Annotated in this window: 22 protein-coding genes and 2 pseudogenes; 12 read left to right on the top strand and 12 right to left on the bottom strand. The window is 72.2% G+C overall.

The window, feature by feature from the left end; translation table 11 throughout:
• Positions 1-71 precede the first annotated feature (71 nt).
• Entirely contained in the window at positions 72-479 is a 408-nt protein-coding gene (locus N8I84_RS15030) for a rodlin (protein ID WP_390898894.1), read from the top strand.
• Between the two features lie 102 nt (positions 480-581).
• On the opposite strand, the gene N8I84_RS15025 is transcribed toward N8I84_RS15030, so the two are convergent.
• The 7 genes and pseudogenes from N8I84_RS15025 to iolC all read right to left on the bottom strand — a co-directional run bounded on the left by N8I84_RS15025 (position 582) and on the right by iolC (position 10604).
• Positions 582-1445, bottom strand: a complete 864-nt coding sequence (locus N8I84_RS15025) for an ABC transporter permease (protein ID WP_263230011.1) — start codon at positions 1443-1445, stop codon at positions 582-584.
• Positions 1442-4087, bottom strand: a complete 2646-nt coding sequence (locus tag N8I84_RS15020; protein ID WP_263230010.1) for an alpha/beta fold hydrolase — start codon at positions 4085-4087, stop codon at positions 1442-1444. Before N8I84_RS15020 ends, N8I84_RS15025 begins: the two co-directional genes overlap by 4 nt.
• A 178-nt stretch (positions 4088-4265) precedes the next feature.
• Positions 4266-5663 (bottom strand): APC family permease, encoded by a 1398-nt coding sequence (locus N8I84_RS15015; RefSeq protein ID WP_263230009.1) that lies wholly within the window; start codon positions 5661-5663, stop codon positions 4266-4268.
• 300 nt (positions 5664-5963) lie between these two features.
• Positions 5964-7466: a CoA-acylating methylmalonate-semialdehyde dehydrogenase gene (mmsA, locus tag N8I84_RS15010; RefSeq protein WP_263230008.1), complete on the bottom strand. Its 1503-nt coding sequence runs from the start codon at positions 7464-7466 to the stop codon at positions 5964-5966.
• Positions 7467-7480: 14 nt separating this feature from the next.
• The gene (gene iolD / locus N8I84_RS15005) at positions 7481-9364 is read right to left on the bottom strand and encodes a 3D-(3,5/4)-trihydroxycyclohexane-1,2-dione acylhydrolase (decyclizing) (RefSeq protein ID WP_263230007.1); all 1884 of its coding nucleotides are present in this window, start codon (positions 9362-9364) and stop codon (positions 7481-7483) included.
• Between the two features lie 89 nt (positions 9365-9453).
• Positions 9454-9616, bottom strand: a pseudogene (locus tag N8I84_RS15000) (5-deoxy-glucuronate isomerase); the annotation flags it as partial.
• A 34-nt stretch (positions 9617-9650) separates the two neighbouring features.
• The gene (gene iolC, locus N8I84_RS14995) at positions 9651-10604 is read right to left on the bottom strand and encodes a 5-dehydro-2-deoxygluconokinase (protein ID WP_263230006.1); all 954 of its coding nucleotides are present in this window, start codon (positions 10602-10604) and stop codon (positions 9651-9653) included.
• Positions 10605-10784: 180 nt separating this feature from the next.
• Between iolC and N8I84_RS14990 the strand changes: the two genes are divergently transcribed.
• The 5 genes from N8I84_RS14990 to N8I84_RS14970 all read left to right on the top strand — a co-directional run bounded on the left by N8I84_RS14990 (position 10785) and on the right by N8I84_RS14970 (position 14410).
• Positions 10785-11744, top strand: a complete 960-nt coding sequence (locus N8I84_RS14990) for a helix-turn-helix domain-containing protein (RefSeq protein ID WP_263230005.1) — start codon at positions 10785-10787, stop codon at positions 11742-11744.
• Between the two features lie 371 nt (positions 11745-12115).
• Positions 12116-12355, top strand: a complete 240-nt coding sequence (gene chpG / locus N8I84_RS14985; RefSeq protein ID WP_181138935.1) for a chaplin ChpG — start codon at positions 12116-12118, stop codon at positions 12353-12355.
• Between the two features lie 251 nt (positions 12356-12606).
• Positions 12607-13323, top strand: coding sequence for a hypothetical protein (locus N8I84_RS14980; RefSeq protein ID WP_263230004.1), 717 nt, complete (start codon positions 12607-12609; stop codon positions 13321-13323).
• A 136-nt stretch (positions 13324-13459) separates the two neighbouring features.
• Positions 13460-13756, top strand: a complete 297-nt coding sequence (locus N8I84_RS14975; RefSeq protein WP_263230003.1) for a hypothetical protein — start codon at positions 13460-13462, stop codon at positions 13754-13756.
• 156 nt (positions 13757-13912) lie between these two features.
• Positions 13913-14410, top strand: a complete 498-nt coding sequence (locus N8I84_RS14970; protein ID WP_263230002.1) for a DUF5949 family protein — start codon at positions 13913-13915, stop codon at positions 14408-14410.
• A gap of 17 nt (positions 14411-14427) precedes the next feature.
• Here the strand turns inward: N8I84_RS14970 and N8I84_RS14965 are convergent, their stop codons facing one another.
• From N8I84_RS14965 to N8I84_RS14955, 3 genes are all read right to left on the bottom strand, one after another.
• Positions 14428-15387 (bottom strand): D-2-hydroxyacid dehydrogenase family protein, encoded by a 960-nt coding sequence (locus tag N8I84_RS14965; RefSeq protein WP_263230001.1) that lies wholly within the window; start codon positions 15385-15387, stop codon positions 14428-14430.
• Positions 15388-15480: 93 nt separating this feature from the next.
• Positions 15481-16029: a L,D-transpeptidase gene (locus N8I84_RS14960; protein WP_263230000.1), complete on the bottom strand. Its 549-nt coding sequence runs from the start codon at positions 16027-16029 to the stop codon at positions 15481-15483.
• Between the two features lie 350 nt (positions 16030-16379).
• Positions 16380-17030 carry an RraA family protein gene (locus N8I84_RS14955; RefSeq protein ID WP_263229999.1) on the bottom strand — a complete coding sequence of 217 codons (651 nt, stop codon included), beginning with the start codon at positions 17028-17030 and terminating at the stop codon, positions 16380-16382.
• A 268-nt stretch (positions 17031-17298) separates the two neighbouring features.
• Here N8I84_RS14955 and N8I84_RS14950 point away from each other — a divergent pair.
• The 3 genes and pseudogenes from N8I84_RS14950 (at position 17299) to aroC (ending at position 20315) form a co-directional block, all read left to right on the top strand.
• A pseudogene (locus tag N8I84_RS14950) lies at positions 17299-18859 on the top strand (acyl-CoA carboxylase subunit beta).
• Positions 18856-19119 carry an acyl-CoA carboxylase epsilon subunit gene (locus tag N8I84_RS14945; RefSeq protein ID WP_263229998.1) on the top strand — a complete coding sequence of 88 codons (264 nt, stop codon included), beginning with the start codon at positions 18856-18858 and terminating at the stop codon, positions 19117-19119. Before N8I84_RS14950 ends, N8I84_RS14945 begins: the two are co-directional and overlap by 4 nt.
• Positions 19116-20315 carry a chorismate synthase gene (gene aroC, locus N8I84_RS14940; protein ID WP_263229997.1) on the top strand — a complete coding sequence of 400 codons (1200 nt, stop codon included), beginning with the start codon at positions 19116-19118 and terminating at the stop codon, positions 20313-20315. The genes N8I84_RS14945 and aroC overlap by 4 nt, the downstream gene beginning before the upstream one ends.
• Before the next feature lie 128 nt (positions 20316-20443).
• Here aroC and N8I84_RS14935 read toward each other — a convergent pair whose 3' ends face one another.
• Positions 20444-21121 carry a ScbR family autoregulator-binding transcription factor gene (locus tag N8I84_RS14935; RefSeq protein ID WP_390898893.1) on the bottom strand — a complete coding sequence of 226 codons (678 nt, stop codon included), beginning with the start codon at positions 21119-21121 and terminating at the stop codon, positions 20444-20446.
• Between the two features lie 162 nt (positions 21122-21283).
• Here N8I84_RS14935 and N8I84_RS14930 point away from each other — a divergent pair, with 162 nt between their 5' ends.
• The gene (locus tag N8I84_RS14930; RefSeq protein ID WP_263229995.1) at positions 21284-22369 is read left to right on the top strand and encodes a ScbA/BarX family gamma-butyrolactone biosynthesis protein; all 1086 of its coding nucleotides are present in this window, start codon (positions 21284-21286) and stop codon (positions 22367-22369) included.
• A 470-nt stretch (positions 22370-22839) separates the two neighbouring features.
• On the opposite strand, the gene N8I84_RS14925 is transcribed toward N8I84_RS14930, so the two are convergent.
• Positions 22840-23475: a TetR/AcrR family transcriptional regulator gene (locus N8I84_RS14925; RefSeq protein WP_263229994.1), complete on the bottom strand. Its 636-nt coding sequence runs from the start codon at positions 23473-23475 to the stop codon at positions 22840-22842.
• 130 nt (positions 23476-23605) lie between these two features.
• Between N8I84_RS14925 and N8I84_RS14920 the strand changes: the two genes are divergently transcribed.
• Together N8I84_RS14920 and N8I84_RS14915 are read left to right on the top strand one after the other, a co-directional pair.
• Positions 23606-24778, top strand: a complete 1173-nt coding sequence (locus N8I84_RS14920) for an acyl-CoA dehydrogenase family protein (RefSeq protein WP_263229993.1) — start codon at positions 23606-23608, stop codon at positions 24776-24778.
• Between the two features lie 7 nt (positions 24779-24785).
• A complete protein-coding gene (locus N8I84_RS14915; protein WP_263229992.1) occupies positions 24786-25751 on the top strand; it encodes an HAD family hydrolase in 966 nt (321 codons plus the stop codon).
• The last annotated feature ends 40 nt before the right edge of the window (positions 25752-25791 follow it).

The following is a 25791-nucleotide window of genomic DNA, read 5'->3' as shown; positions in this document are numbered from 1 at the left end:
CCATGACACCGTGCGGCAGTTGTCCAGAGCGCTCCGGTGGACGGGGTTTCTCCAGAAGGGACTAGCAAGTGATGAAGAGGTTCATGGCCGCCGCGGCGGTCGCTGCTTCCGTGGTGGGCGTCTCGGCGGCGGCCGCTCCGCAGGCGCTGGCGCTCGGTGACGACACCGGGACGACGTCCACCAACGGCAACACCTCGACGCAGCAGTACGGCAACTCGGCCACCTACGGCGCGATGAGCCCCCAGATGGCGCTCATCCAGGGCTCGCTGAACAAGCCCTGTGTCGGTCTGCCGGCGAAGGTCAACGCCGGTTCGCTCGTCGGCCTGGTGCCGGTCGGCGTCCAGGACGTCCCCGTCCTGTCGGCGTCGCAGAACCAGCAGTGCACGGAGAACTCCACCCAGGCCAAGGGCGACGAGCCGCTGTCGCACATCCTGGACGACGTTCCGGTCCTGTCCGCGAACGGCACCAACAACGGCTGAGTCCGGAACTTCCGGCGCACGAGGAGCGGCCCGCCGAACGATTCGGCGGGCCGCTCCTTCGTATGCGCCCCGGCCACTCGGCTCCGGGGATCCCCGGCTGTCCTAGGAGACGACGTCCTTGCGGGCGAAACCGCGGAACGCCAGGGCGAACAGCACGAGCGCGTACGTCACCGAGATCGCCGTGCCCTGGACCATGCCGGCCCACTCCGGCTGGGTCTGCACCGCGTCGGCCCAGGCGAACTGCCAGTGCGCCGGCAGGAAGTCGCGCCAGTGGCCGAGAGCGGTGACCGCGTCCAGCACGTTCCCCACGATGGTGAGCCCGACCGCGCCGCCCACCGCGCCCAGCGGGGCGTCCGTCTTCGTCGACAGCCAGAACGCGAGCCCGGCGGTGACCAGTTGGGACACGAAGATGTACGCCACCACGACGGCCAGCCGCGCAGCCGCCGTGCCCGGGGAGAGGGAGCCGCCGGTCGGTATGTTCAGCGGGCCCCAGCCGTAGGCGGCCGTCCCCACCGCGAGCGCGACGACCGGCAGCAGCACCATGGCCGCGAGGCTCATGCCGAGCCCCACCGCGAGCTTGGACCACAGCAGGCGGGTGCGGGGGACGGGTGCCGCGAGCAGATAGCGCAGCGAGGACCAACTCGCCTCCGAGGCGACCGTGTCGCCGCAGAACAGGGCCACCGGGATGACCAGCAGGAACCCGGCGGAGACGAACAGGTTCACCGCGGCGAAGTTGGCACCCGACGCGGTCGCCGTGTCCATCAGCGTCACCCGGCCGTTGCGCGAGCCCGGGTCGCCGCCGATGGCGAACGCGACGACCAGCACGAACGGCAGCAGGGTCAGGATGGCACCCATCACGAGGGTGCGGCGCCGCTTCAACTGCCGGACGAGCTCCACACGCAGCGGCAGCGTCCGCCGCGCCCGGTACCCGTCGGCCGTCTCCGCCCGCTCGGCGAGCGCACTCATGCGGAACCTCCGATCAGGGTCAGGAAGGCGTCCTCCAGACGCCGGTGGGGGCCCACGGACTCCACGGGGACCTCCAGCCGCACCAGCTCCGCGACCAGCCGCGGCGCGCTGCCGCCCGCGTCGAGCCGGACCAGCAGCCCGTCCTCCGTGCGCACCGCCGAGGCGACGCCCGGCAGTGCGCCCACCTTTTCGACGAGGGGCTCCTCCACGGGTGCGGCGGTGCCGACGAGCAGGGTGTCGCCCGAGCCGATGATCTCCTTGACCGGGCCCGCCTGGAGCAGTCGGCCGCGGTCCATGACCACCAGGTGGGTGCAGGACTGCTCGACCTCCGCCAGCAGGTGGCTGGAGACGATGACCGTGCGCCCGCCCGCCGCGTACCGGATCATGACCTCGCGCATCTCGCGGATCTGGGGCGGGTCCAGGCCGTTGGTCGGCTCGTCCAGGATCAGCAGGTCCGGCAGGCCGAGCATCGCCTGGGCGATGGCGAGGCGCTGCCGCATGCCCTGGGAGTACGTGCGCACCGCGCGCTCCAGCGCGTCGCCGAGCCCCGCGATCTCCAGCGCCTCGTCCAGGTGCGCGTCCTCGGCCGGGCGGCCCGTCGCTCGCCAGTACAGCTCCAGGTTCTCCCGGCCGGACAGGTGCGGCAGGAATCCGGCGCCCTCCACGAAGGCCCCGACCCGTGACAGCACCGGCGCACCCGGGCGCACCGCATGGCCGAAGACGCGGATCTCGCCGCCGTCCGGCCGGATCAGGCCCATCAGCATGCGCAGCGTTGTGGTCTTGCCCGCGCCGTTCGGCCCCAGCAGGCCCAGCACCTGTCCCTTCGCCACGCGGAAGGACAGGTCCTTGACCGCGTACCGGTCCGCCGACTTCGCGTACCGCTTGCTCAGGCCGGTGATGTGCAGCGGGACGTCCGCCAGCGCCGGGTCGGGTGCCGGTGCCGTCGTACGGCGGCGGGCCGTGAGCAGCAGGGCCGCCGCGACGACCGCTCCGGTCACCGGCAGCCACCACACCCAGGAGGGAAGCGGGGCCGCAGCGGTCGCGACCCCGGGCGCCGTCGGCACCTTCAGTCCGCTCTTCAGGGAGACCGTGTACGTGGCGGGTGCGGTCGGGGAGGCGTAGCCGAGGTCCGTGGAGGCGAGGACCAGCCGGAGCCGGTGTCCCTTCTGCACCTCGTGGTCGACGGCGGGCAGGGTCAGCGTGACGTCCTTGCCGGTCTTGGCTCCCTCCACCCGGACGGGGGCGACCAGTTGTGACGGCAGTACCGGCTGTCCCTTGCCGGGGCCGACGTCGTACACCTTCCCGAACAGTACGGCGTCGTCGCTCGTCGAGGTGACATGCACCGTCACGGTCGGCGAGCCGGTGATCCACAGGTCCTGGCGCACGGGACGTGAGTCGAACTGCGCGTACTGTCCGGGGAAGTCGAGCGACACCCCGACGCCCAGCGACGACAGCTGGGCGAGGCCGCCCGAGCCGCCGAGCCCGGGGAGGGCGGAGACCGCGGGCGGGGTGGCCCCGGCCGGGTTGGCGAACCGCTGCTGACGGCCGCTGAGCTCGACCGTCCGCTGCCCGCTCTCCAGCCCCTGGTACGAGGCGCCGCTCGCGCCCTTCAACTGGGCCGCGCCGTCCGTGGAGTCGATGCCGCCGGTGCGGGTGATCCGGAAGGCGGGCCCTGTGTCGACGCCCTTGTCGCCCTTCAGATAGCGGTCGAACCAGGCGGTGTCACGGGCCTGCACGCGGCTGGTCTCCATGTCCCCGCCGTCGTGGCCGCCCGCGATCCAGTCGACGTCCACCGGGGCGCCGTCGGCCCGGATCGCCCGGGCCGCCGCGTCCGCCTGCCCGAGCGGGAACAGCGAGTCGGACTGGCCCTGCACCAGCAGGGTGGGCACCTTGATGTCCTCTGCCACGGCGGACGGCGAACGCGCCTGGAGCAGGGCACGCGCCTCGGTGTCGGGCTTGCCGGACTCGGCGACCCGCTCGTACATCCGGCACAGCTCGGCGGTGAACTTCGCACAGCCGCCGCCGGAGTTCACGAAGACGCCTGCCCACAGCTTCTTGAACACGCCGTTCGGGAACAGGGCGTCCGCCAGGTTCCAGTACGTGATCGCCGGGGCGATGGCGTCCACCCGGTGGTCGTACCCCGCGGCCAGCAGCGCGATCGCGCCGCCGTAGGACGCGCCGGCCATGCCCACGCGCGGGTCGCCCGGCTTGTCCAGCCGGACCTCCGGCCGCTGCGCCAGCCAGTCGATGAGCCGGGAGACATCGGCGACCTCGCTCTTCGGGTCGTTCAGCCCGATCTTCCCTGTGGACCTTCCGAAGCCGCGCGCCGACCAGGTCAGCACCGCGTACCCGTCCCGGGCGAGCGTGACCGCCTGGTCCGTCATGTCGTCCTTGCTGCCGCCGAAGCCGTGCGCGAGCAGGACGGCCGGGCGGCGGCCGGGGGACCCGGACGTGAAGAACGAGGTGTCGATCCGTACTCCGCCGCCCATGTCCATGACTCTGTCGGAGCGGTGCACGGCCGGTGCGTCGTCCGATGCGACGGCCGTCCACGTCCCGACGCCGGCCAGCACGAGGAGGGCCGCGACCACGGCGGCCACGGCCCCTCGGCGCAGCCCACGGAATGCGGGCAGTCGAAGATCCATGCGTCAACGGTAAAGGCCACCGCCGACAACGGGGGCAGCCGCGGGACTGAACCGCGGCCCCTCCTGCGGGCGTACGGGCCTGCCGCCGCGTACCGCAGCCGTGGTACGACGACGCGGCCGCCCCAGCCGCCGGTGGTGGTGCGGGCGGCAGGGGCGACGGGGCGACGGGGACGGCGGCTCAGGCCCGCGCGTCCTCCGGGAGCGACACCAGCCAGCGGGTCGCGCGGCGCGGGCGGAGGTACAGGGCCCAGTAGAGGGTGGCGGCGGCCGTGATGCCGCCCGTCCACAGCAGGTAGGTCGCCTCCTGCTGGGTGAGGATGTAGCCCAGGACCGCGATCAGCAGGACCGGCATCGCGGGCCACAGCGGCATCCGCCAGGCCGGCGTGTGCGCGTGGGCGCCGCGCCGGGCGAGCAGGGCGGCCACCGCGACGAGCAGGTACATGCCGGTCACCGAGACGCCCGTGACGCCGTAGAGCGTGTCCAGGTTGACGAAGCAGAGCAGTGCGCCGGGGACGCCGACGACGAGGGTGGCGACCCAGGGGGAGCCGAACCTGCCCAGCTTGGCGAGCGCGTGGTTGACCGGCTCGGGCCAGGCCTTGTCGCGGGCCGAGGCGAACAGCACGCGGGAGTTCTGGATGACCATGACGATGCCCGCGTTGATGATCGCGAGCGCCACGCACAGGCTCACGAAGGTGCCGACGGCGGTGTTCGACCAGGCGGTGACCATGCTGCTGAGGTCGCCGCCGGTCAGCGCCTTGAGGTCGGGGGCGCCCATGGTGATCGCGACGACCGGGACCAGGATGACGACCGAGGAGATGGCGAGGGTGGCGAGGACCGTGCGGGCGACGGTGTGGCGCGGGTTCTCCAGTTCCTCGGAGAGGTAGACGGCGGTCGAGAAGCCCTGGGTGACGAAGAGGGCGATGGCGAGGCCGGAGACCACCATCATGGCCGTGACGTGGTCCGTGTGCCCTCCGGCGCCGGTCACCTGCATCGAGACCAGACTGCCGGCCCCCCGCTCGCCGTGCGCGAAGCCGAGGACCGCGACGACGCCCGCGGCCACGACTTCCAGGACCAGGAAGATGCCGGTGATCCAGGCGTTGGCGCGCAGATCCAGCAGACCGGCGAGGGTGGCGAGGAGCATGACCCCGGCGCCCGTCATGGCCGGGTCGAGGTGCACCACCGGAGCCAGGTAGTCCGCCGTGCCCATCGCGATCACCGGTGGCACGATCATGACGACCAGCAGGGACAGCACGAACACCAGCCAGCCCGCGAGCCGTCCGGCCAGCGTCGACACCATCGCGTACTCGCCGCCCGCGCTGGGGATCAGGGTGCCCAGCTCCGAGTAGCAGAACGCCACCGCGATACAGAGGACGGAGCCGATGGCGATGGTGAGGGCGGTGGCGGTGCCCAGCGAGCCGAACAGGTCGGGGACGACCACGAAGAGCGTGGAGGCGGGCGTCACGCACGACAGGGTCAGGAGGGTGCCGCCGACGACGCCGATGGACCGCTTGAGCTTCTGGGGACTGCCCGATACCGGGACGGGGGCGTTCTCGACAGGGCGGAGCGTGTCGGTCATGCGGCGGTTCCGATCGACTCGTGCGACATGGTGGGGTCGGGAGCGTTATCGCCTCCGCGGCTTCGGTCGTACATGCTCTGGTGCGCTCCCGGCGCACGCATCGAACCCCGACGAAAACCGCCGCGTCAATGGGTGTTCAGCTACGAAATCCGCACCAGAATCGCGATCTACGACTGAATCACGCGTCAATCGGTCCGTCCGTTCGGCATCTTGCGGTCATGCGGGAACCGCAACGGGGTCCCGGAAAAAAATGAGGCCGTCCGCATGACGGACGGCCTCGTCAGCCCTGCCGGGCGATGATCAGTGGTTGCGCGGGAACCCCAGGTCCACGCCCGCCGGGGCGTCGGCCGGGTCGGGCCAGCGGGAGGTGACCACCTTGCCGCGGGTGTAGAAGTGCGTGCCGTCGTTCCCGTAGATGTGGTGGTCGCCGAAGAGCGAGTCCTTCCAGCCGCCGAAGGAGTGGTAGCCCACCGGGACCGGGATCGGCACGTTCACGCCGACCATGCCGGCCTCGATCTCCAGCTGGAAGCGGCGGGCCGCGCCGCCGTCCCGGGTGAAGATCGCGGTGCCGTTGCCGAAGGGCGAGGAGTTGATCAGCGCCACGCCCTCGTCGTACGTGTCCACGCGCAGGACGCACAGCACCGGGCCGAAGATCTCGTCCTGGTACGCCCTCGCCGTGGTCGGCACCCTGTCCAGCAGCGAGATGCCGATCCAGTGACCGTCCTCGTAGCCGTCGACGGTGTACCCGGTGCCGTCGAGGACGACCTCGGCGCCCTCCGCCGCCGCGCCCGCGACGTACGACGCCACCTTGTCGCGGTGCGCCTTCGTGATCAGCGGGCCCATCTCGGACGCCGGGTCGTCGCCCGGACCGATCTTGATCTTCTCGGCGCGCTCGCGGATCTTCTCCACCAGCTCGTCGCCGATCGAGCCGACCGCGACGACCGCGGAGACGGCCATGCAGCGCTCACCCGCGGAGCCGTACGCCGCCGAGACCGCCGCGTCCGCCGCCGCGTCCAGGTCGGCGTCCGGCAGGACCAGCATGTGGTTCTTGGCGCCGCCCAGCGCCTGCACGCGCTTGCCGTTCCCGGAGGCCGTGGTGTGGATGTAGCGGGCGATCGGGGTGGAGCCGACGAACGACACCGCCTTGACGTCCGGGTGTTCGAGCAGCCGGTCCACGGCCACCTTGTCGCCGTGCACGACGTTGAAGACGCCGTCCGGCAGACCCGCCTCCGCCAGCAGTTCGGCGAGGCGGATCGACGCCGACGGGTCCTTCTCGGACGGCTTCAGCACGAAGGTGTTGCCGCACGCGATGGCGATCGGGAACATCCACATCGGCACCATCGCCGGGAAGTTGAACGGCGTGATGCCCGCGACCACGCCCAGCGGCTGCCGGATCGAGGCCACGTCCACCCGGCTCGCCACCTGCGTGGACAGCTCGCCCTTCAGCTGCACGTTGATGCCGCAGGCCAGGTCCACGATCTCCAGGCCGCGCGCCACCTCGCCGAGCGCGTCGCCGTGCACCTTGCCGTGCTCGGCGGTGATCAGCTCCGCGATCTCGTCGCGGTGCTCGTCCAGCAGCGCCCGGAACCTGAACAGGATCGAGGTGCGCTGCGCGAGCGAGGACCGGCCCCAGGTCGCGTAGGCCTCCTTGGCCGCGGCGACGGCCGCGTCCACCTCCTCCACGGTCGCGAACGCGACCTTCGTGGTGACCGCGCCGGTCGCCGGATCCGTCACCGGCCCGTACGTGCCCGACGCGCCTTCGGCGGTCTTGCCGCCGATCCAGTGGTTGACGATCTTCGTCATGCCCGAGAACTCCTTCACAGATGGCGGCGTCGGGTGGCAACGTGCCGTTCGTAGACCTCGCGCGCCTTGACCGCGGACGGCCGGGTCGCGGTTTCGGCCACGGGTACATCCCACCAGGCCTGCGCGGGAGGCGCGCCCGACACAGTGTCTGCGGTTTCGGTCTCCACATAGACACATGTGGGAGTGTCCGCGGCGCGCGCCTCGGCGAGCACGTCACCCAGGTCGCGTACGGTCCTGGCGCGCAGCACCCGCATCCCGAGACTGGCCGCGTTGGCGGCGAGGTCCACGGGCAGCTTCGCCCCCGTGTACGTGCCGTCGTCGGAGCGGAAGCGGTAGGCGGTGCCGAACCGCTCGCCGCCCACGGACTCCGACAGGCCGCCGATGGACGCGTAGCCGTGGTTCTGCACGATCAGCACCTTGATCGCGATGCCCTCCTGCACGGCCGTCACGATCTCCGTCGGCATCATCAGATAGGTGCCGTCGCCGACCAGTGCCCACACGGGCCGGTCCGGCGCGGCCAGCTTCACGCCGATCGCGGCCGGGATCTCGTACCCCATGCACGAGTAGCCGTACTCGACGTGGTACTGGTCGCGGGAGCGGGACCGCCACAGCTTGTGCAGGTCGCCCGGGAGCGAACCGGCCGCGTTGATGATCACGTCCGACTCGTCCACCACCGCGTCCAGAGCGCCGACGACCTGCGGCTGCGTCGGCCGCAGATCCGGCTCCTCGGCCTCGAAGCAGGCCTCCACGCGCTGCTCCCAGCGCTCCTTGTCCTCCGTGTACTCGGTGACGTACGCCGGATCGACCCGGTGGTCGTGCAGCTCCAGGGCCTCGGTCAGCTCCTCCAGCCCGCTGCGGGCGTCCGCGACCAGCGGCGTCCCGGACATCTTGTGCCCGTCGAACGAGGCGATGTTGATGTTCAGGAAGCGGACGCCCTCACCGGCGAAGAGGGTGCCGGAGGCCGTGGTGAAGTCCGTGTAGCGGGTGCCGACGCCGATGACCAGGTCGGCGGTGCGGGCCAGCTCGTCGGCGGCCGCGGTGCCGGTGTGGCCGATGCCGCCGACGTCCTGGGGGTGGTCCCAGCGCAGCGAGCCCTTGCCGGCCTGGGTGGAGGCGACCGGGATGCCGGTGGCCTCGGCGAACTCGGCGAGGGCCTCCTCGGCGCGGCTGTGGTGGACACCGCCGCCCGCGATCACGAGCGGACGCCGGGCGCCGCGGACGGCCCGGACGGCCTCGCCGAGTTCGATCGGGTCGGGTCCCGGGCGGCGCACGTTCCAGGTCCGCTCGGCGAAGAACTCCTCCGGCCAGTCGAAGCCCTCCGCCTGCACGTCCTGCGGCAGCGCCAGCGTGACCGCGCCCGTCTCCACAGGGTCGGTGAGCACGCGCATCGCCTGCAGGGCGGCCGGTATCAGCGCATCCGGGCGGGTGATCCGGTCGAAGTACTTCGACACCGGGCGCAGACAGTCGTTGACGGACACATCGCCGGCGTGCGGGACCTGAAGCTGCTGGAGGACCGGGTCGGCGGGGCGGGTGGCGAAGACGTCGCCGGGCAGCAGGAGGACCGGGAGGTGGTTGACCGTGGCGAGGGCGGCACCCGTGACCAGGTTGGTCGCGCCCGGCCCGATGGACGTCGTCACCGCGTGCGTGGACAGCCGGTTCGACTGGCGGGCGAAGCCGACCGCCGCGTGCACCATCGACTGCTCGTTACGACCCTGGTGGTACGGCATGGCGTCGGGGTACTCGACCAGCGCCTGCCCGAGGCCCGCGACGTTGCCGTGCCCGAAGACGCCCCAGGTGGCGGCGATCAGCCGGCGGCGCACGCCGTCGCGCTCGGTGTACTGGGCGGCCAGGAAGCGTACGAGCGCCTGAGCGACCGTGAGCCTCGTCGTTGAGGTCATCGGTATCCCTCCGTGTGGTCCGGGTGGAAGCAGATCCGCACCTGGGGTACGGCCCTGCCGCCCTGCACGTCTCGACCGTACGTCGCTCGGACCTCCGGCGCGGGGCCGTAGCGGGCGGGGAGTCTGCGCTCGCACTTCGCTCCTGCCAGGGCGAAGCGGTCTCCCGCGCCGGAGGCGATCGGTGCCCGGGCGTCCGGACCCGTGCGCGAGGCCGGTCGTGCCAGCGAACACGGTGTCCCTGCCCGGGAGTTGTTCAGCTTTGTCCGCTATGTTTTCGTCCCGGTGGTCACAGCACCGCTCCCGCCGTGATCGCCGCCTCCACCTCGTCGGCCGTGGGCATGGCGGAGGAGCACTCCAGGCGGGAGGCGACGATGGCGCCCGCCGCGTTGCCGTATCGCATGATCCGCTCCAGGTCCCAGCCGGCCAGCAGCCCGTGGCACAGCGACCCGCCGAAGGCGTCGCCCGCGCCGAGGCCGTTGAGGACCTTCACCGGGAGCGGCGGCACCTCGGCCGACTCGCCCGTGCTGCTGACCGCGAGGACGCCCTTGGGCCCTTGTTTGACCACGGCCAGCTCGACACCGGCGTCCAGCAGGGCGCGTGCGGCGGCGTGCGGATCGCGCTCACCGGTGGCGATCTCCACCTCGTCGACGTTGCCGACCGCGACGGTGGTGTGGCGCAGGGCCTCGGCGTAGAACGGACGCGCGGTGTCCGGATCGCGCCAGAACATGGGCCGCCAGTCGAGGTCGAAGACCGTCGTACCGGCCTTGGCGCGGTGGGCGAGCGCCGCGAGCGTGGCGGTGCGGCTGGGCTCCTCGCACAGGCCCGTGCCCGTGATCCAGAAGACGCGCGCGGCGCGGATCGCGTCCAGGTCCAGCTCGTGCGCGTCGATCTCCAGGTCCGGCGCCTTGGGCTGCCGGTAGAAGTACAGCGGGAAGTCGTCCGGTGGGAAGATCTCGCAGAACGTGACCGGTGTCGGCAGCCCGGGCACCGCTGTGACCCAGCGGTCGTCGACGCCGAAGCCGTGCAGCGCCTCGTGGAGGTAGGCGCCGAAGGGGTCGTCGCCCGTGCGCGTGATCACCGCCGTACGCCGGCCGAGCCGGGCTGCGGCGACCGCGACGTTCGTCGCCGAACCGCCCAGGAATTTCCCGAAGGACGTCACCTGCGGCAGGGACACCCCGGTCTGCAGTGGATAGAGGTCCACGCCGATCCGGCCCATGGTGATCAGGTCGTAGGCCTCCATCGGGTTCCCTTCGCTTCGGCTGTCCCCCAGGTCTAGCCGTGCCGGGGAGCCCTGTCAATGTTTTGTCCAGACATTCGGATGACACCTTGACGTGGTTTCGGGAAATCGAGGGCCGGTGGGCTTTCGGAGGCTGTGGAGGGTGGGCACCATGGGTGGTTTCCGGGTGTCCCGGGAGGGCGTATGGCGAGCGGGATGGCGGCGCGCAGTGGGCGCGGACCGGACGGGAGTTGGGAAACCGTGGTCGCGCGGCCGCACCCCCGGCTGCGACCCGGTGTGATCAGCTACCGGGGGATCCGGCTCGCGCTCGACGGCCCGCGCAGCCGCCTGGAGACCCCCATCGGCGCGGCCACGCTCCTGCTGGGCTTCGAGGGCTCCGTCCGTATCGCTCGGCCCGGCCGGCCCCCGACGACCCTTGAGTCGGTGTACTCCGGGCTGAACACCACGGCGGCCGTCGGCGAGCACGGCGGCCGCATCTTCGGCATCGAGATCCTGCTCACCCCGTGGGCCGCGTTCACCCTCTTCGGCGCCTCTCAGTACGAGTTGACCAACCGGCCCGTCGACCCGGACGAGTTGCCGCGTCCGGCAGGTCGTGGCGGCGGGGCGGGCGTGGCCGAACTCGCCGCCGCACTGGCCGCGCTGCCCGCCTGGGCGGACCGTTTCCGGCTGCTCGACGACGTGCTCGCGCACTGGACGCAGGCAGGGCCGCCGAGTTCGGCCCGGGTGGTGCGCGCCTGGTCGCTGCTGCGGCGCAGTGGAGGTGCCGTGCCGGTGGCGCGGCTCGCGGACGAGGTCGGGTGGAGCGTACGGCAGTTGGAGAACCGGTTCCGCGAACAGATCGGGCTGGGCCCGAAGGCCGCGGCCCGTGTGCTGCGGCTGCAACGCGCCCGGCGGCTGCTCGCCTCCGGGCGGTCGGCCGCCGAGACCGCGGCGCTCTGCGGCTTCTACGACCAGGCGCATCTGAGCGGGGAGTTCAGGGCGATGACCGGGTGCACGCCCCGGGAGTTCGCCGCGGCGCGCGGAGCGGTGGCGGCGACGCGGTCCGGGCCGCCCGGGGCGGACCGGATGACGGGGGAGGCGACGAGCCTGGTGCTCTCGCCGAACGACAGTGCGCTTTTCTCCAAGACCGGAAGGATCGCCTGACGGCACGCTGGGCCCGTGGCGGTCGCTGCGGGGGAACGCGCGGACCGGCGAGCCGGTCCCGGCGCAGCGGGTCCGGCCCGCCCTGCACGGGGGCAGGGCCGGGCCGGGGTGGCCTGAACGGCCGGGATCCGTACGCGTCACCGGTTCGCACGGCGCGGCAGCGACCGCCCGGCCACGGCCTGGGATGCCGGCCCCTGCGGTGCACGAGCTGCTGCGGCACACGGAAACCGGTCAAGTGTCCCGGAAGGGTGAAGCGTGGCAATTCCGGAGATCACCCCATCGGAGGCGCAACCCGGGCGGGTGCATCGCAGTTGACTCAACGTCGGGCATTCCGCCCGGCTGTTGTGACGATCCCCAAGGAGCACCTCTCCATGTCGCGTATCGCGAAGGGCCTTGCCCTGACCTCCGTTGCCGCCGCGGCCGTGGCGGGCACCGCCGGCATCGCCGCCGCCGACAGCGGCGCAAGCGCCGCCGCCGACAACTCTCCGGGCGTTCTGTCGGGCAACGTCGTGCAGGTCCCGATTCACGTTCCGGTCAACGTGTGCGGGAACACGATCGACGTCGTCGGCCTGCTGAACCCGGCGTTCGGCAACACCTGCGCCAACGGCTGACGCCCGACAGCGGACCCTTCTGCCGGCCGTTCCCCCCTCGGGGGGACGGCCGGTTGGCGTCTTTGCGCCCGTTCGGCGTTGCCCCGAACGGGTGGCGCCGTCACCAACCCGCTCATATGGCCCCTCACCAGCGGAAACGTGGTGTCCGACGGGCCGCGGACGCTACTGCGGGCGGCCGATCTGTTGCAGGCCATGGCGGCTCCTTCCACGGTGAGCACAAGCACCCTCACCGACCACGAAGGGGACCACTCATGCCTGCTCTGTCCACCCGCCGCCTTGCTTCCTCCGCTGTCTGCGCCACCTTGCTGCTCGGCATCACCGGCCCCGCCGCGGTGGCGGCCGACCACGACGCGCCCCGCGGCCGGACCCACGCCTCCGCCCCGCTGCCCGGTCCGGAGGTGCTTCTGCCCCGGGTCCAGCGGCTCACCGGAGCCGACCGTGCCGTGGCGCCGGTCTCCGAGCTCGTCAAGGCCGCGCTCACGGCGGACAACCACCGGCTGCCCGCCAAGGAGGCGGCCAAGCTCAGCAGGGCCGCGCAGGACGCCGTCACCAGGATCACCCGGCCCAGCCCGGCGCCGACCGGGCCCATACCCTCGCGCAACGACGTACAGGGCGACGCGCTCGCCGCTCTGCGCAAGGCGGTCGACGACCTGTCCGCGGCGACCACGTCCGGCAACGGCGGTCAGGTACTGCCCGCGGCCACGACCGTGCTCAACAAGCTCATCAGCGTCCTCGTCGCCTCCGTGGCCGGCGGGGTGACCATGCCGCCCCTCCCCAGCCTGCCGAGCATGCCCAGCCTCCCGCCGTCGCTGATGCCGAAGCCGAGCGGGAGCGCCACCGCCAAGCCCAGCCCGACGACCACGCCGACGTCTTCTCCGACGTCCGGCTCGAAGCTCGCGCCGGCCGGCACGCCCACGGACCCGCCGCAGCACACGGTCTCGGCCATGCCGTACCCGCCCAAGCGCTGAACCGGCCTGATCCAAACGAGAGGCCCTAAGGGTTTCCGCCGGGTCGGGGGCTCGTTAGCCAGGACGCAACCGTCCCCTCCGGTGACTTCGGTCACCGAAGCTCCGGTGACCTCGGTCGCCGAAGAAAGGAACACGGATGAAGTCCCTCAAGGCCGTCGCCGTCGTCGCCGGGTCCCTGGTCGCAGCCGGCGTCACCGCACCCGCCTTCGCCGACGACGCCTCCGACCTGACGCCCACCAGCCTCAACGGTGCGCTGCAGACCGTCACCACCCAGAAGACCCTTGACATCCGTCCCATCGCCCACCAGTCCGACACCCTGGACACCGAGAACAAGCACTCGGTGCTGAGTACCGTGAACGGCGCGGCGGCCGCCCTCAACCGGCAGGCCGGCCCCACCCGGCTGCTCGGCGGTCTCCCGCTCCGGGGCCGCTAGGGCGTGTTGCGAAGGGCCCTTCCTCGCAGCCGACCTGATCCGAAAGACAGGCTCTGGCCGTCCGGGTCCCTCGTTCGTGTGGTCGCCGCCGTCCGCATCCCCCGGTCGGGCGAGAAACCGCCCGGTGGGCCGCCGGGCCGTCGATACGGTTCCGCGGTGACCACAACTTCCAGCGCAACGCGCCCCTTCCGCGCCGCCGACCTCGGCACGCTCGTCGTCCTGGCCTGGAGCGGCGAGGCCCCCGGCGGGGACATGCCCTACCTGCTCGCCTACTCCCTCGGCGACGGGGAGAGCGGTCCGGAGGGCTCGGCGGCCGCCGTCGAGGCGCTGCTGCGCGCCAACGGGCTGCACCCGGGCGATCAGCTCATCGACGGCACCCAGCGCCCCGGCCTGCCCGTGACGTTGCTGGCCGAGGCGGGCCAGGCCGTCGTCACGATGCCGTATCTGAACGCCCAGTGCGCCGTGCCGCCCCAGTGGCTCGCCGCCCTCCGCGCACGGGGCCACGCCTACTTCCTGTTCGCCACCCGCCCCTGGCCCGAGGCCGCGCCCGGCAGGCCCGTCGAGCCGGAGCGGCTGGCGGCGTTCGCGGGCGCCGAGGAGACGCTGACCACGGCCGCGCACGTCCTGGTGCCGGCCCTCAGGCTGCGCGGCTGAGGCTCTGCGGCCGCCGATCAGCCGAGGCGGCGCACCGGCTTCCCCGCCAGGTACGCCTGGATGTCCTCCACGGCCTGGCCGTAGTACGTCGCGTAGTTGCCGCGCGAGACGTAGCCCAGGTGCGGGGTGGCGAGCAGGCGCGGGGCGGTGCGCATCGGGTGGTCGGCCGGAAGCGGTTCCACGTCGAACACGTCGACGCCCGCGCCCGCGATACGGCCCTCGTGCAGGGCCGCGAGCAGGGCGTCCTGGTCGACGATGGCGGCACGTGAGGTGTTGATCAGGTAGGCGGTCGGCTTCATGAGCGCCAGTTCACGGGCGCCGACCAGGTCGCGGGTGCGGTCACCGAGCGCGAGGTGCACCGAGACGAAGTCGCTTGTCGCGAGCAACTCCTCCTTGGACCCGGCGAGTTCCACCCCGACCTCGTCCGCGCGCTCCTTCGTGAGGTTCTCGCTCCAGGCGGCGACCTCCATTCCGAACGCGAGCCCGACCCGCGCCACCCGGCTGCCGATCCTGCCGAGACCGAGGAGTCCGAGCCGCCGTCCGTGCAGGTCCGCGCCCACGGTGCTCTGCCAAGGGCCGCCGTGCCGCAGGGCGTTGTTCTCCTCGACGATGCCGCGCGCGAGCGCGAGCAGCAGGGCCCAGGTCAGCTCGACGGGCGGTGTGCCCGAACTCTCGGTGCCGCAGACGGTCACCCCGTGCGCCTTCGCGGCGGCGTAGTCGATGACGCTGTTGCGCATGCCGGAGGCGACGAGCAGTCGCAGTCGGGGCAGCCGGGCGAACAGCGAGCCCGGGAACGGCACGCGCTCGCGCAGCGTGACCACGATGTCGAACTCCGCCAGCGCCGTGACCAGGGCCTCCTCGTCGTCGAAGTGCTCGGCGAAGGACACCACCTCCACCCGGTCCCCGATCGGTGACCAGTCCGCGACGGTCGTCGCGATCTGCTGGAAGTCGTCGAGCACGGCACAGCGAAGCCGCATGTCAGCCCCCTTTGATCAACGGGGGCACCTTATCGGACGGAGTACGGCGGCCCGGTGGCCCTGTGGACGGCCGCCCGGGAATTCGCCGTGCGACTACTCTCCCTTCCTGGTGCCCCAGAGGTAGACGCTGTCACCGATGCGGAGCAGGGACCAGAGCGCCTTGGCGTCGTCGTACCGTAGATTCACGCACCCGTGCGATCCCGGGTCCTCGAAAATCGGCCGGTAGCTCGCGTGAAGGGCCTCGCCGCGGTCGAAGAACTGGCTGAACGGCATGGGGCCGGGAAACTGCGTCGAATAGAAGTCCTCCACGCGCCGGTAGATCTTGTGCCGGCCATTGCGGGTGAGGTAACCCGGCCTGCCGGTACGCGCCGGGACGGGCCCGAAGACGATCTTCTTGTTCTTCCGCACCCACAGCAACTGACGGTTCTGGTCCACGCAGACCGCGACTTTCGCCGCCTTGGGGCATCCGGTGAGGGACTTCTTGTGGGTCGCGGCCCAGGTCACGCTCGCGGCTCGGTAGCTGACGAGGCCGGCATACCCGTCCGCCGGGTCGATCTCGTACTTCTGCTGCATCTCTTGGATGGCCGCGCAGTCCTCCGCGGACTGCTCTCCGTCCTCGCGCAGACCCAGATACTTCTCCACCTGCCGTTGAAAAGGCCCTGTGCTGAGCCGGCATTCCGGTGTTTCATCCCCGGCGGGGCGGATGTGCGGAGCGCTCGCGGCCGACGGCGCCGAGGTGATGGCGAGCGTCACGGGGAAGGCGATGCCCGCGGTGGCCCAGATGCGAATCCAACGGAAGGGGATTCGTTTCCTCCTTGCCATCAGGTTCCCTCTCGGTACCGGGCCCATGGAATTCCGGGGCGTGCGTCGACGGGGAACCAGTTGACATTTCCCGTTCCTGCCAAACGGAGGCGCCGAGGGCATCACCCCAATGCCCCCGGCGGCGCTCCCGGGACAGTGCCCTTCGGTCCTCGACGGCCCGTCAGGCGCCGTCAGCCTTCGAAGCCCTGGGCGCGCAGGATCGCGTCGACGCGGGTGCGGTGAGCCTCCTCCCACGCGTCGAGGGTCTCGGCGGCCTCCTCGGCCAGCTTGGCCCGGGCCGCGGCGAGCACCTCGTCCGTGCGGGCGGCGGGGACCACGACGACGCCCTCCTCGTCGGCCACCACCAGGTCGTCGGCGCGCACCGGAACCCCGCCGCAGCGGACCTCCACGTTGAGGGGTTCCACGACCGACTTGCCGCCGGGGACGGGGATGACGCCCCGGGCGAAGACGGGGAAGCCCATGGCGCGGACCTCGGCGAGATCGCGGATCAAGCCGTCGGCGACAAAGCCCCTGACGCCGCGTCGCCGGGCCACGGCGCAGACGTTTCCGCCGGCCAGTGCGTAGTCCAGGTCGCCCGACTCGACGACGATGACCGACCCCGGCCCGGCGCGGTGGATGGCCGCGTGCAGCATGAGGTTGTCACCGGGAGCGCACCGCACGGTGAACGCCGGTCCGGCGGTGCGCGGCACCGGTGACCACAGCGGTCGTATGCCGATGTCCATGACCTGCCCGCGGCCCAGGATGTCGGCGAGGGTGGTCGTGGGGATGTCCGCGAAGACCGACGGTCCGGCGGAGTCGATGGTTCCAGGGGCGTCTGTCATGGTCGCTCCGTTCGTCGTATGCCGTGGTGACCTCAACACACCCCTATGACCTGCGGAGATGCGCTGGTCATGACCATGTCGGCGAGCCTACCGAAGACGCGCGTCGACTGACGTGGTGATCACGCCGCTTCCGATCGAGGACTGAGGCCGCCGGTACAGATCCCTGCAAGGCTCCGGCTAGGGCGGGCGTCCACCATGGCAGGTGTCCAGCTGAGGCCAGGGGTGCGGCCGGGAGCGGCCGGTCCCGATTCCGGAGGGGGGCGTGCAGATGACCGAGCCGGAGGACGCCCGCGCCAAGGCGGCCGCGCTGGCCGCCCTGCGCGAGCAGGTGCACGCCGGACCGGGCTCCGAGGCCACGGCCGCACAGCATGCGAAGGGCAAGCTCACCGCGCGCGAGCGGCTGGCGCTCCTCTTCGACAAGGGCACGTTCACCGAGACCGAACCCTTCCGCCGGCACCGCGCGAGCGGCTTCGGCCTGGAGCACAAGAGGCCGTACACGGACGGCGTCGTCACCGGCTGGGGCACCGTCCACGGCCGTACGGTCTTCGCGTACGCCCATGACTTCCGCATGTTCGGCGGTGCCTGGCGAGGCCCACGCCCAGAAGATCCACAGACTCATGGACCTGGCTGAGAAGGCCGGCGCGCCGTTGGTGGGCCTGTGCGACGGGGCAGGCGCGCGCATCCAGGAGGGCGTGACCGCGCTGGCCGGATACGGCGGCATCTTCCGCCGTCATGTCCGCAACTCCGGGGTGATTCCGCAGATCAGCGTCATCATGGGGCCGTGCGCGGGCGGCGCCGCCTACAGCCCGGCACTGACCGACTTCGTCTTCATGGTGCGCGGAACCTCGCAGATGTTCCTCACCGGCCCCGACGTCGTCCAGGCGGTCACCGGCGAGCGGATCGGGCAGGACGGCCTCGGCGGCGCCGACGTGCACGCCGCGCGCTCCGGGCTGGCCGGCTTCGTCCACGACGACGAGGAGAGCTGCCTGGAGGACGTACGGCGTCTGCTGCACCTGCTGCCCTCCAACAACCGCGAACGCCCGCCCGCCCTTCCTTTGGAAGACCCCCCGGACCGGCGCACCGAGACGCTCCTCGACCTGGTGCCCGCCGATCCCCGGCGCGCCTACGACATGCGGGCGGTGCTCGCCGAGATCGCCGACGACGGTGACTTCTTCGAGGTGCACGAGGCGTGGGCGCCCAACGTGCTGTGCGCGCTGACGCGGCTGGCCGGACAGGTGGTCGGCGTCGTGGCCAACCAGCCTTCCGTGCTCGCCGGGGTGCTCGACATCCACGCGTCCGAGAAGGCCGCGCGTTTCGTGCGGTTCTGCGACGCCTTCAACATCCCCCTCGTCACCCTCGTCGACGTCCCCGGTTTCCTGCCCGGTGTCGACCAGGAGCACAACGGCGTGATCCGGCACGGCGCCAAGCTGCTGTACGCGTACTGCGACGCCACCGTGCCCCGGGTCTCCCTGGTGCTGCGCAAGGCCTACGGCGGCGCCTACATCGTGATGGACTCGCAGTCCATCGGCGCCGACGTCTGCCTGGCCTGGCCGACCAACGAGATCGCGGTGATGGGTGCCGAGGGCGCCGCCAGTGTCGTCTTCCGGCGGGAGATCGCCGCCTCCGAGGACCCGGAGGTCACCCGTCGGGAGCGCGTCGAGGAGTACCGGCGCGAACTGATGCATCCCTACTACGCGGCCGAACGCGGCCTCGTCGACGACGTCATCGACCCTGCGGACACCCGTTCCGCACTGATTGGAGTGCTGGCCATGCTGCGCGAGAAACACGTCCCCCTGCCCGGCCGGAAGCATGGGAACCAGCCCCAATGAGCGCCCGCAACGAGGGGTTTCGCGCGTACGACCTGCTGGCCGCCGGGGCCTGGCGGGTCGTCAGGGGAGAGCCCACGGCGGAGGAGGTCGCCGCGCTGGCGCTCGTGCTCGGGGCGGCGCTGTCCCGGCGGCAGTCGGCCCCGCGCGACACGGAGCGGACGGTCACCGTTCCCGTGGCCCTGCGCCGCGGCGAGCCCTGGTCGGCCGCCGCCACGTCGTGGGCGGCGGCGCCCCTGACCGGTCGGCGGGAGGCGGCATGAGCGGCGCGACGGCGGGCAGGTTGCGCTGGCTGACCGCGGGGGAGTCCCATGGTCCCGCACTTGTCGCGACGCTGGAGGGCCTTCCCGCCGGCGTGCCGATCACCACCGGGATGGTGGCGGACCACTTGGCGAGGCGGCGGCTGGGCCATGGACGCGGTGCGCGGATGAAGTTCGAGCGCGACGAGGTCACGTTCCTGGGCGGTGTCCGGCACGGTCTCACCCTGGGCTCCCCGGTGGCGATCATGGTCGGCAACACCGAGTGGCCCAAGTGGGAACAGGTCATGTCGGCCGACCCCGTGGACCCGGCGGTCCTCGAGAACCTCGCGCGCAATGCGCCTCTGACCAGGCCGCGTCCGGGGCACGCGGACCTGGCGGGGATGCAGAAGTACGGGTTCGACGAGGCCCGGCCGATCCTGGAGCGCGCCTCGGCCCGCGAGACGGCGGCCCGCGTGGCGCTGGGCGCGGTGGCCCGCTCGTACCTGAAGGAGACCGCCGGTATCGAGGTCGTCTCGCACGTCGTCGAGTTGGCGAGCGCCAAGGCCCCCTACGGCGTCCACCCGACCCCGGCCGACGTGGCGAGGCTGGACGCGGATCCGGTGCGGTGCCTGGACGCGGACACGTCGAAGGCGATGGTCGCGGAGATCGACCAGGCGCACAAGGACGGCGACACGCTCGGCGGTGTGGTCGAGGTCCTCGCGTACGGCGTGCCGGTCGGGCTGGGCTCGCACGTGCACTGGGACCGGCGCCTTGACGCACGGCTGGCCGCCGCGCTGATGGGCGTTCAGGCGATCAAGGGGGTCGAGGTCGGCGACGGGTTCCGGCTGGCGCGGGTGCCGGGGTCCGAGGCGCACGACGAGATCGTGCGGACCGGTGACGGGATCAGGCGTGCCACCGGCCGTTCCGGGGGCACCGAGGGCGGTCTGTCCACGGGTGAACCGCTGCGCGTGCGGGCGGCGATGAAGCCGATCGCCACCGTGCCGCGGGCGCTGGCAACCGTCGATGTGGCCACCGGCGAGGCGGCCAAGGCCCATCACCAGCGCTCGGACGTGTGCGCGGTGCCGGCGGCCGGCATCGTCGCCGAGGCGATGGTCGCCCTGGTCCTGGCGGACGCCGTGGCGGAGAAGTTCGGCGGCGACAGCGTCGCCGAGACCCGCCGCAACGTGCGGTCGTACCTCGACAGCTTGCACATCCGCTGACGTGACCGCCGCCGGGCCTCCCGACGGCCGCCGCAACGGCGTGGCGGCGGTCGTCGGGCCGTCCGGGTGTGGTCCGGTCTCCGGGGGTGGTCCGGTGCGGAAAGGGACCAGGCGCCGGCTCGGCGGCGTCAGACCTTGCCGGCCGCGGAGGTCGCCATGGGCAGTACGGCGTCGATGATCTCCCGCACGCGCGTCACGAGATCGGCCCGCTGGTCGAGCCGCCACGAGATGTGCTGCGCCCCGAAGAACGCCGCTACGAGCACCCGGCCCAGAGCGTCCGGGGCGCTGTGCGACGGCAGGTCGCCCGCGCTCCGGGCCCGGTCGAGCAGCTGCGTGACCGACTCGGTGTATCCGACGAACGGCTCGGGAAGCGAGGCGTTGATGGACGCCGACTCGATCTGCAGCCGTGCCCCGGCCTGGATCATCGTGTCGTCGCGGAAGGCCAGCGCCGTGCGGTTGAGGAGCTCGGCCACCGCCTGAAGGGGAGGCAGCCCGGCCTTGCCCACCTCCTCGGCGATCAGGGGAAGACGGCGGTAGAACTCCTCGCTCACCGCGGTCGCCAGGGCTTCCTTGTTGGCGTAGTGGAAGTAGACGGCGCCCTTCGTCATGCCCGCGATCTCGGCGATGTCGAGCATGGTCACGGCCGGAAAGCCCCGTTCCGCGAAGGCGGCGGCGGCCGCGTCCAGCACCTGCTGACGGGTGCGGACGGCGCGCTCCTGCTTGAGCTCGCGCGGCCTGGCTGCCCTGGGCGAGGGTCGGCGCGTGGGCTTGTCTGCTGCTCCCACAGTGCTCCTCTTCACGTTCATTGCTCCTTGGTATGCCGACCATCGTCGGGGAGAGCGGCAGGCATTGCAATATTCCTTCTCGAAGGTATATTTTCTCGCCCCGGGGGGATGGTTTCTTGCCCCCGCTCCGTCATCGCAGCGATCCGTACATCGTTCCATCGTGACTGAGTGGAGGATGCATCAATGTTTGATGTCTTAGCCGCGGAGGCGACCGCTCCGAGAGCCGAGACCGTGACCGACCGGGGCGGTGCGCCGGACGTCCGCACCACGACGTGCGAAGCGCCCGTCGTGCCGGGCGGCGCGTGGAGTGCCGACTTCGTGCAGCGCCTCGATCATCTCAGGCCGGTGCCGCGCACCCTGGTGCACCGTGCGGCCATGGCCGAGGTCTTTCTCACCGACACGGCACCGATCGGGGAGGACCACTTCCTGGTCGCCGCGCAGTGGCCCAGGGACCATGCGCTGTACTACCCGGATCCGCTGGGCCGCACGGATCCCCTGCTCATTGCAGAAACGCTTCGGCAGTCGTTGGTCTACCTCTCCCACGAGTACTACGACGTGCCTCTCGGATACCGGTTCGTGGCGTACGACATGGACTTCGAGATCACGGATCCGGCGCCCCTGCGCGTGCGCGGAGTGCCGCACTCCGTGGTGCTGGACGTCCGCTGCGTGCGGGTGGGACATCGGCCGCCGCGCCGACACGGACTGCGCCTGGAGGCGGAGCTGACCGTGGACGGGAAGGTCTGCGGGCGGGCCGGGATCCGCTTCATCGCACTGGACGAACGGACCTACCAGGTTCTGCGGTCCCGCAGCACCCCCTACGCGAGCCCGGTCTCACTGACGGGCGACGCGGTGCGGACGGGGCCCGGCGGGGCGGAGTGGGAGACGGTGCCGCCCACCGGGACGGGCCGGTTGCGGGCCAAGGACTGTGTACTGGAGCGGTCCGCCGCGGGGGAGTGGCGCATGCGGATCGACACGGACCACGCGATCCTGTTCGACCACCCCACCGACCATCTGCCGATGATGGCGTCCCTCGAGGGGTTTCGGCAGCTCGGCCATCTGCTCGTCAACGGCGGCTCGTCCGACGTCGGCGCCTACTCCCTGGTCTCGTGCACCACCGACTGCCGCCTCTTCGTCGAGCTGGACGCCCCGGTCTCACTCGTCGTCCGGGACGACCGCCGCGACGCCGGCACCCGCCGGCTGACCGTCGACGCGGTGCAGTGCGGCAAGGTGGTCACCACGGCGGACATGGTGTGGGCGGAGAAGGGCTGACGCTCCGTCGGGTGACGGTGCGGGGAGGCGGGCTGACGGGCCCTGTCGTGTGTGGCGGTGTGGCGGAGGCCGACTGACGTCCCGTCGTGTGGGGGCGCGGGTGGAGGCCGGCTGATGCTCCCTGTCGTGCGGTGGGGCGGGTGGAGGCCGGCTGACGTTCCCCGTCGTGGCGGCGGGGCGAGTGGAGGCCGGCTGATGCTCCCTGTCGTGTGGCGGGGCGGGTGGAGGCCGGCTGATGCTCCCTGTCGTGTGGCGGGGCGGGTGGAGGCCGGCTGATGCTCCCCGTCGTGGCGGCGGGGCGAGTGGAGCCCGGCTGATGCTCCCCGTCGTGGCGGCGGGGGTGGGGCCGGCTGACGTTCCGTCGGGGCGGCGGTGCGGGCGGAGGGTGAACTATCCCTCCGCTCGTACGCCGGCTGCCGCCGTGCACTGCCTGCCCCGGGTCGGCCCGGGGCGGTGGCGTGCCTTCCCGGTCAGGAGCCGGGTTCCGCCCGGTGTCCGCGTAGGGCCGGGTCCAGGAGGTCCCACATCTCGCGGACCCGGTCCGGCAGCTTCGTCCAGTTCACGACGGGTGCCGTGCAGTGCGCGCCGAACAGCACGGCGAGCAGCAGGTTGGCGATGCGCTCGGCGGGCAGCTCCGGGTCGACGTCCTGCTCCCGCTGGGCCTCCAGTACCAGCTCCACGGCGTGCGCCCGCAGCCGGGACAGCATCGTCGGGGGCTCCCCGGTCCGCTGGGCGCGGTCCATGACGAGGCGGAGGGCGGCGGCGGTGCGGATGTCGTTCTCGAGGCGGTCCGCGAGCGAGAAGGTGAGCGAGCGCAGCTTGCCGAGCGCGGTGCCGTCCGGACCGCCGAAGGCGTGCCTGCCGTCGTCGCCCCCGGTCCTGTCATGGTCCGGTGTGCTCAGGGCCGCGTCGAACTGCTCGACCAGGGCCCTGGCCAGTTTCTCCTTGGAGGGGAAGTGGCCGTACAGGGCGCCCTTGGTGAGGCCGGTGCGTTCCGCGACCCGCTGCAGATTGGTGTTCGGGTACCCCTGCCGGGCGAACTCCTCGGCCGCGGCGTCCAGGACGCGTTCGTACGTCAGCCGTGACCGTGCTTGCTTTCCGGTCATCCCTCTTCCCTTCCGAGGGCTGCTGGTACATGGTAAAGATACCTTCGCGAAGGAATTTTTACTAGCCCGAACGCCCTCGTCGTGGTCCGGGCCGTCTCAAACAATCGCATTGATCCGAGGAGTTCAAGGGATGACCGAGCTCACTGACCTGATCGCAGCGGACACTCGGCGGCGCGGGCTGCTTGCTCCGGCCCCGGCCGCCGCGGTCGCCTCGCTCGGCGCGGCCGACGCCGAGCAGGAACGGCACATCTCCGCGCGGACCGCGCGGGCGCTGACCGAAGCGGGCTTCGCCCGCCACTTCGTGCCCCGGACCTGGGGCGGCGGCGAGGGCGGCTTCGCCGAGCTGTTCGACGCGACCGTCGAGGTCGCCGGGAGCTGCGCCTCCGCCGGATGGTGCGGGGTGCTGTGGGCGGGCCACGGGCGCTTCGCCGCGTTCCTGCCGGAGGAGGGGCAACGGGACCTCTGGGGCCGAACGCCCGACGTGCGGATATCGGCGGCGGTCATCCCGCCGGCGGGCAGTGCCGAGCCCGAGGCCGACGGCTGGCGGGTGGGCGGCAGATGGCGGTTCGCCAGCGGGGTGGACCATGCCGACTGGGTGCTGGTGGCCGCGCCGGAACGGCAGGCGGATGCGGACGCGGGCGGGTGCGCGCGTGCGCTCGTCTTCGCCGTGCCCCGGGCCGAGGTCGAGGTCATCGACTCCTGGAACAGCGTCGGCCTGCGCGGGACGGGCAGTCACGAGATCGCGCTCGACGGAGTGTTCGTGCCGCGCCGGCGCTCCTTCGAGATGGCCGCGATGATGAGCGGCGACGCGACGCCCGGACGCCCCGTCCCCTACGCCGCCCCCGCCCAACTCGTCGGCGGAGTCCTGCTGGTCGCGGTGGCGTTGGGCGCCGCCCGGCGGGCCCTGCGCCTGTGGAGCGAGCTGGTGCTGGGCAAGGCGGCGTCGGGCGCGGCCTCCGCGGCCGTTCCCGTCTGGGAGGCGTTCGCCCGCTCCTCCGCCGAACTCGACGCCGCCGGGCTGCTGTTGCGCGAGGTGGCGCGCCGGGCGGACGTGGACCCGCGGGCCGAGGGAGCGGTCGCGCACGGCCAGCGGGACGCCGCGGTGGGAGCCGAACTCGTGGTGGCCGCCGTGGACCGCCTCTTCCGCACCGGCGGCTCGCACGGCAGCGACGCCACGGGCGACTTCCAGCGCGCCTGGCGCGATGTGCACACCGCCACCGGGCACGCCGCCCTGCGGCTCGGCCCCGCGGCGGAGGCCTATGCCCGCGTCGGTACGGCGGCTCTGGCGGCCGAGGGCAGGTGACGAGAGCGTGGCCACGGGGGATCGGACGCCGGCGGTGACGGCGGTCGAGAGCCGTACGGGCGGAGCTGCCGTGAAGACGGTCGAACGGGCGACGGGCACGCGAGCCCTGGAGCGCAGCGGACGCCCGCACGCGGCCCTGCGGACCGTCGTCGGGCAGGCCCGCGCCGGCGGCGTGAACGGGACGAAGGAGTCGGCGGCCGCTGCGCCGCCCCACGGCGCACCGGTGTCTCCGCACCCGTGCGGGCCCGCCCCCTTCCCGGTGCCGTCCGGTCCGTTCGGGCCCCCCGGGCGGGAGCGGCCGGACCGTGCCGTCGCCGTGCGGGTGGTGGTGTTCAGTGACGTGGACGAGACGATCGTCGCCTGCAAGAGCCTGATCGACTTCCTGGGTTTCTACTGGGGCGAGCGGTACGGCGCACAGGGCGTCCGGCACGCCCGGCGTCTCGCCGCCGAGCTGGCTGCGATGGCGGGCGCCGGGGTGTCGCGCGAGGAGGCGAACCGCCGGTACTACCGTGCCTGGGCCGGTGAGAGCGCCGCCGCCGTTGCGGAGGCGGGGCGCCGCTGGTATCACGAACGGTCGCGCCGGACCGGGTTCTTCGTCCCCGGCACCCGCGCGGCCCTGGACGCGCACCGCGCCGAGGGCGCCGTCGTCGCGCTCGTCTCCGGGTCGTTCCCGGCGCTCCTCGCCCCCGTGGCCGAAGCGGTCGGCGCCCGGCACCTGCTGTGTGCCCGCCCGGAGGAGCGCGGCGGGGTGCTGACCGGCGAACTCCAGGACGGGCCGGTGATCGGGGAGGGCAAGCGGCGACTGGTCCGGCGGCTGCTGGACCGGTACCCCGGGGCCGACCCGCGGGACTGCTTCGCCTACGGCGACCACATCTCGGACCTGGCGATGCTCACCGAGGTCGGCCACCCGGTCATCGTCGGGGACGACCCGGGACTCGTCGCGCGCCTACCGGGCGCCACTCGGCTCAAATAAAATTCCTTCGCGAAGGTATTATGCTCGATGCGGGGACTTG

The sequence above is a fragment of the Streptomyces cynarae genome (assembly GCF_025642135.1).
Lineage (GTDB): Bacteria > Actinomycetota > Actinomycetes > Streptomycetales > Streptomycetaceae > Streptomyces > Streptomyces cynarae.
Note: the sequence above shows the minus strand (reverse complement) of the source record. Positions and strands in the feature narration are given on the sequence as shown.

Coding starts and splice junctions, on each gene's coding strand:
- N8I84_RS15030 (WP_390898894.1), top strand. CDS start 72: ATGAAGAGGTTCATGGCCGCCGCGGCGGTCGCTGCTTCCGTGGTGGGC.
- N8I84_RS15025 (WP_263230011.1), bottom strand. CDS start 1,445: ATGAGTGCGCTCGCCGAGCGGGCGGAGACGGCCGACGGGTACCGGGCG.
- N8I84_RS15020 (WP_263230010.1), bottom strand. CDS start 4,087: ATGGATCTTCGACTGCCCGCATTCCGTGGGCTGCGCCGAGGGGCCGTG.
- N8I84_RS15015 (WP_263230009.1), bottom strand. CDS start 5,663: ATGACCGACACGCTCCGCCCTGTCGAGAACGCCCCCGTCCCGGTATCG.
- mmsA (WP_263230008.1), bottom strand. CDS start 7,466: ATGACGAAGATCGTCAACCACTGGATCGGCGGCAAGACCGCCGAAGGC.
- iolD (WP_263230007.1), bottom strand. CDS start 9,364: ATGACCTCAACGACGAGGCTCACGGTCGCTCAGGCGCTCGTACGCTTC.
- iolC (WP_263230006.1), bottom strand. CDS start 10,604: ATGGAGGCCTACGACCTGATCACCATGGGCCGGATCGGCGTGGACCTC.
- N8I84_RS14990 (WP_263230005.1), top strand. CDS start 10,785: ATGGCGAGCGGGATGGCGGCGCGCAGTGGGCGCGGACCGGACGGGAGT.
- chpG (WP_181138935.1), top strand. CDS start 12,116: ATGTCGCGTATCGCGAAGGGCCTTGCCCTGACCTCCGTTGCCGCCGCG.
- N8I84_RS14980 (WP_263230004.1), top strand. CDS start 12,607: ATGCCTGCTCTGTCCACCCGCCGCCTTGCTTCCTCCGCTGTCTGCGCC.
- N8I84_RS14975 (WP_263230003.1), top strand. CDS start 13,460: ATGAAGTCCCTCAAGGCCGTCGCCGTCGTCGCCGGGTCCCTGGTCGCA.
- N8I84_RS14965 (WP_263230001.1), bottom strand. CDS start 15,387: ATGCGGCTTCGCTGTGCCGTGCTCGACGACTTCCAGCAGATCGCGACG.
- N8I84_RS14955 (WP_263229999.1), bottom strand. CDS start 17,030: ATGACAGACGCCCCTGGAACCATCGACTCCGCCGGACCGTCGGTCTTC.
- N8I84_RS14945 (WP_263229998.1), top strand. CDS start 18,856: ATGAGCGCCCGCAACGAGGGGTTTCGCGCGTACGACCTGCTGGCCGCC.
- aroC (WP_263229997.1), top strand. CDS start 19,116: ATGAGCGGCGCGACGGCGGGCAGGTTGCGCTGGCTGACCGCGGGGGAG.
- N8I84_RS14935 (WP_390898893.1), bottom strand. CDS start 21,121: ATGAACGTGAAGAGGAGCACTGTGGGAGCAGCAGACAAGCCCACGCGC.
- N8I84_RS14930 (WP_263229995.1), top strand. CDS start 21,284: ATGTTTGATGTCTTAGCCGCGGAGGCGACCGCTCCGAGAGCCGAGACC.
- N8I84_RS14925 (WP_263229994.1), bottom strand. CDS start 23,475: ATGACCGGAAAGCAAGCACGGTCACGGCTGACGTACGAACGCGTCCTG.
- N8I84_RS14920 (WP_263229993.1), top strand. CDS start 23,606: ATGACCGAGCTCACTGACCTGATCGCAGCGGACACTCGGCGGCGCGGG.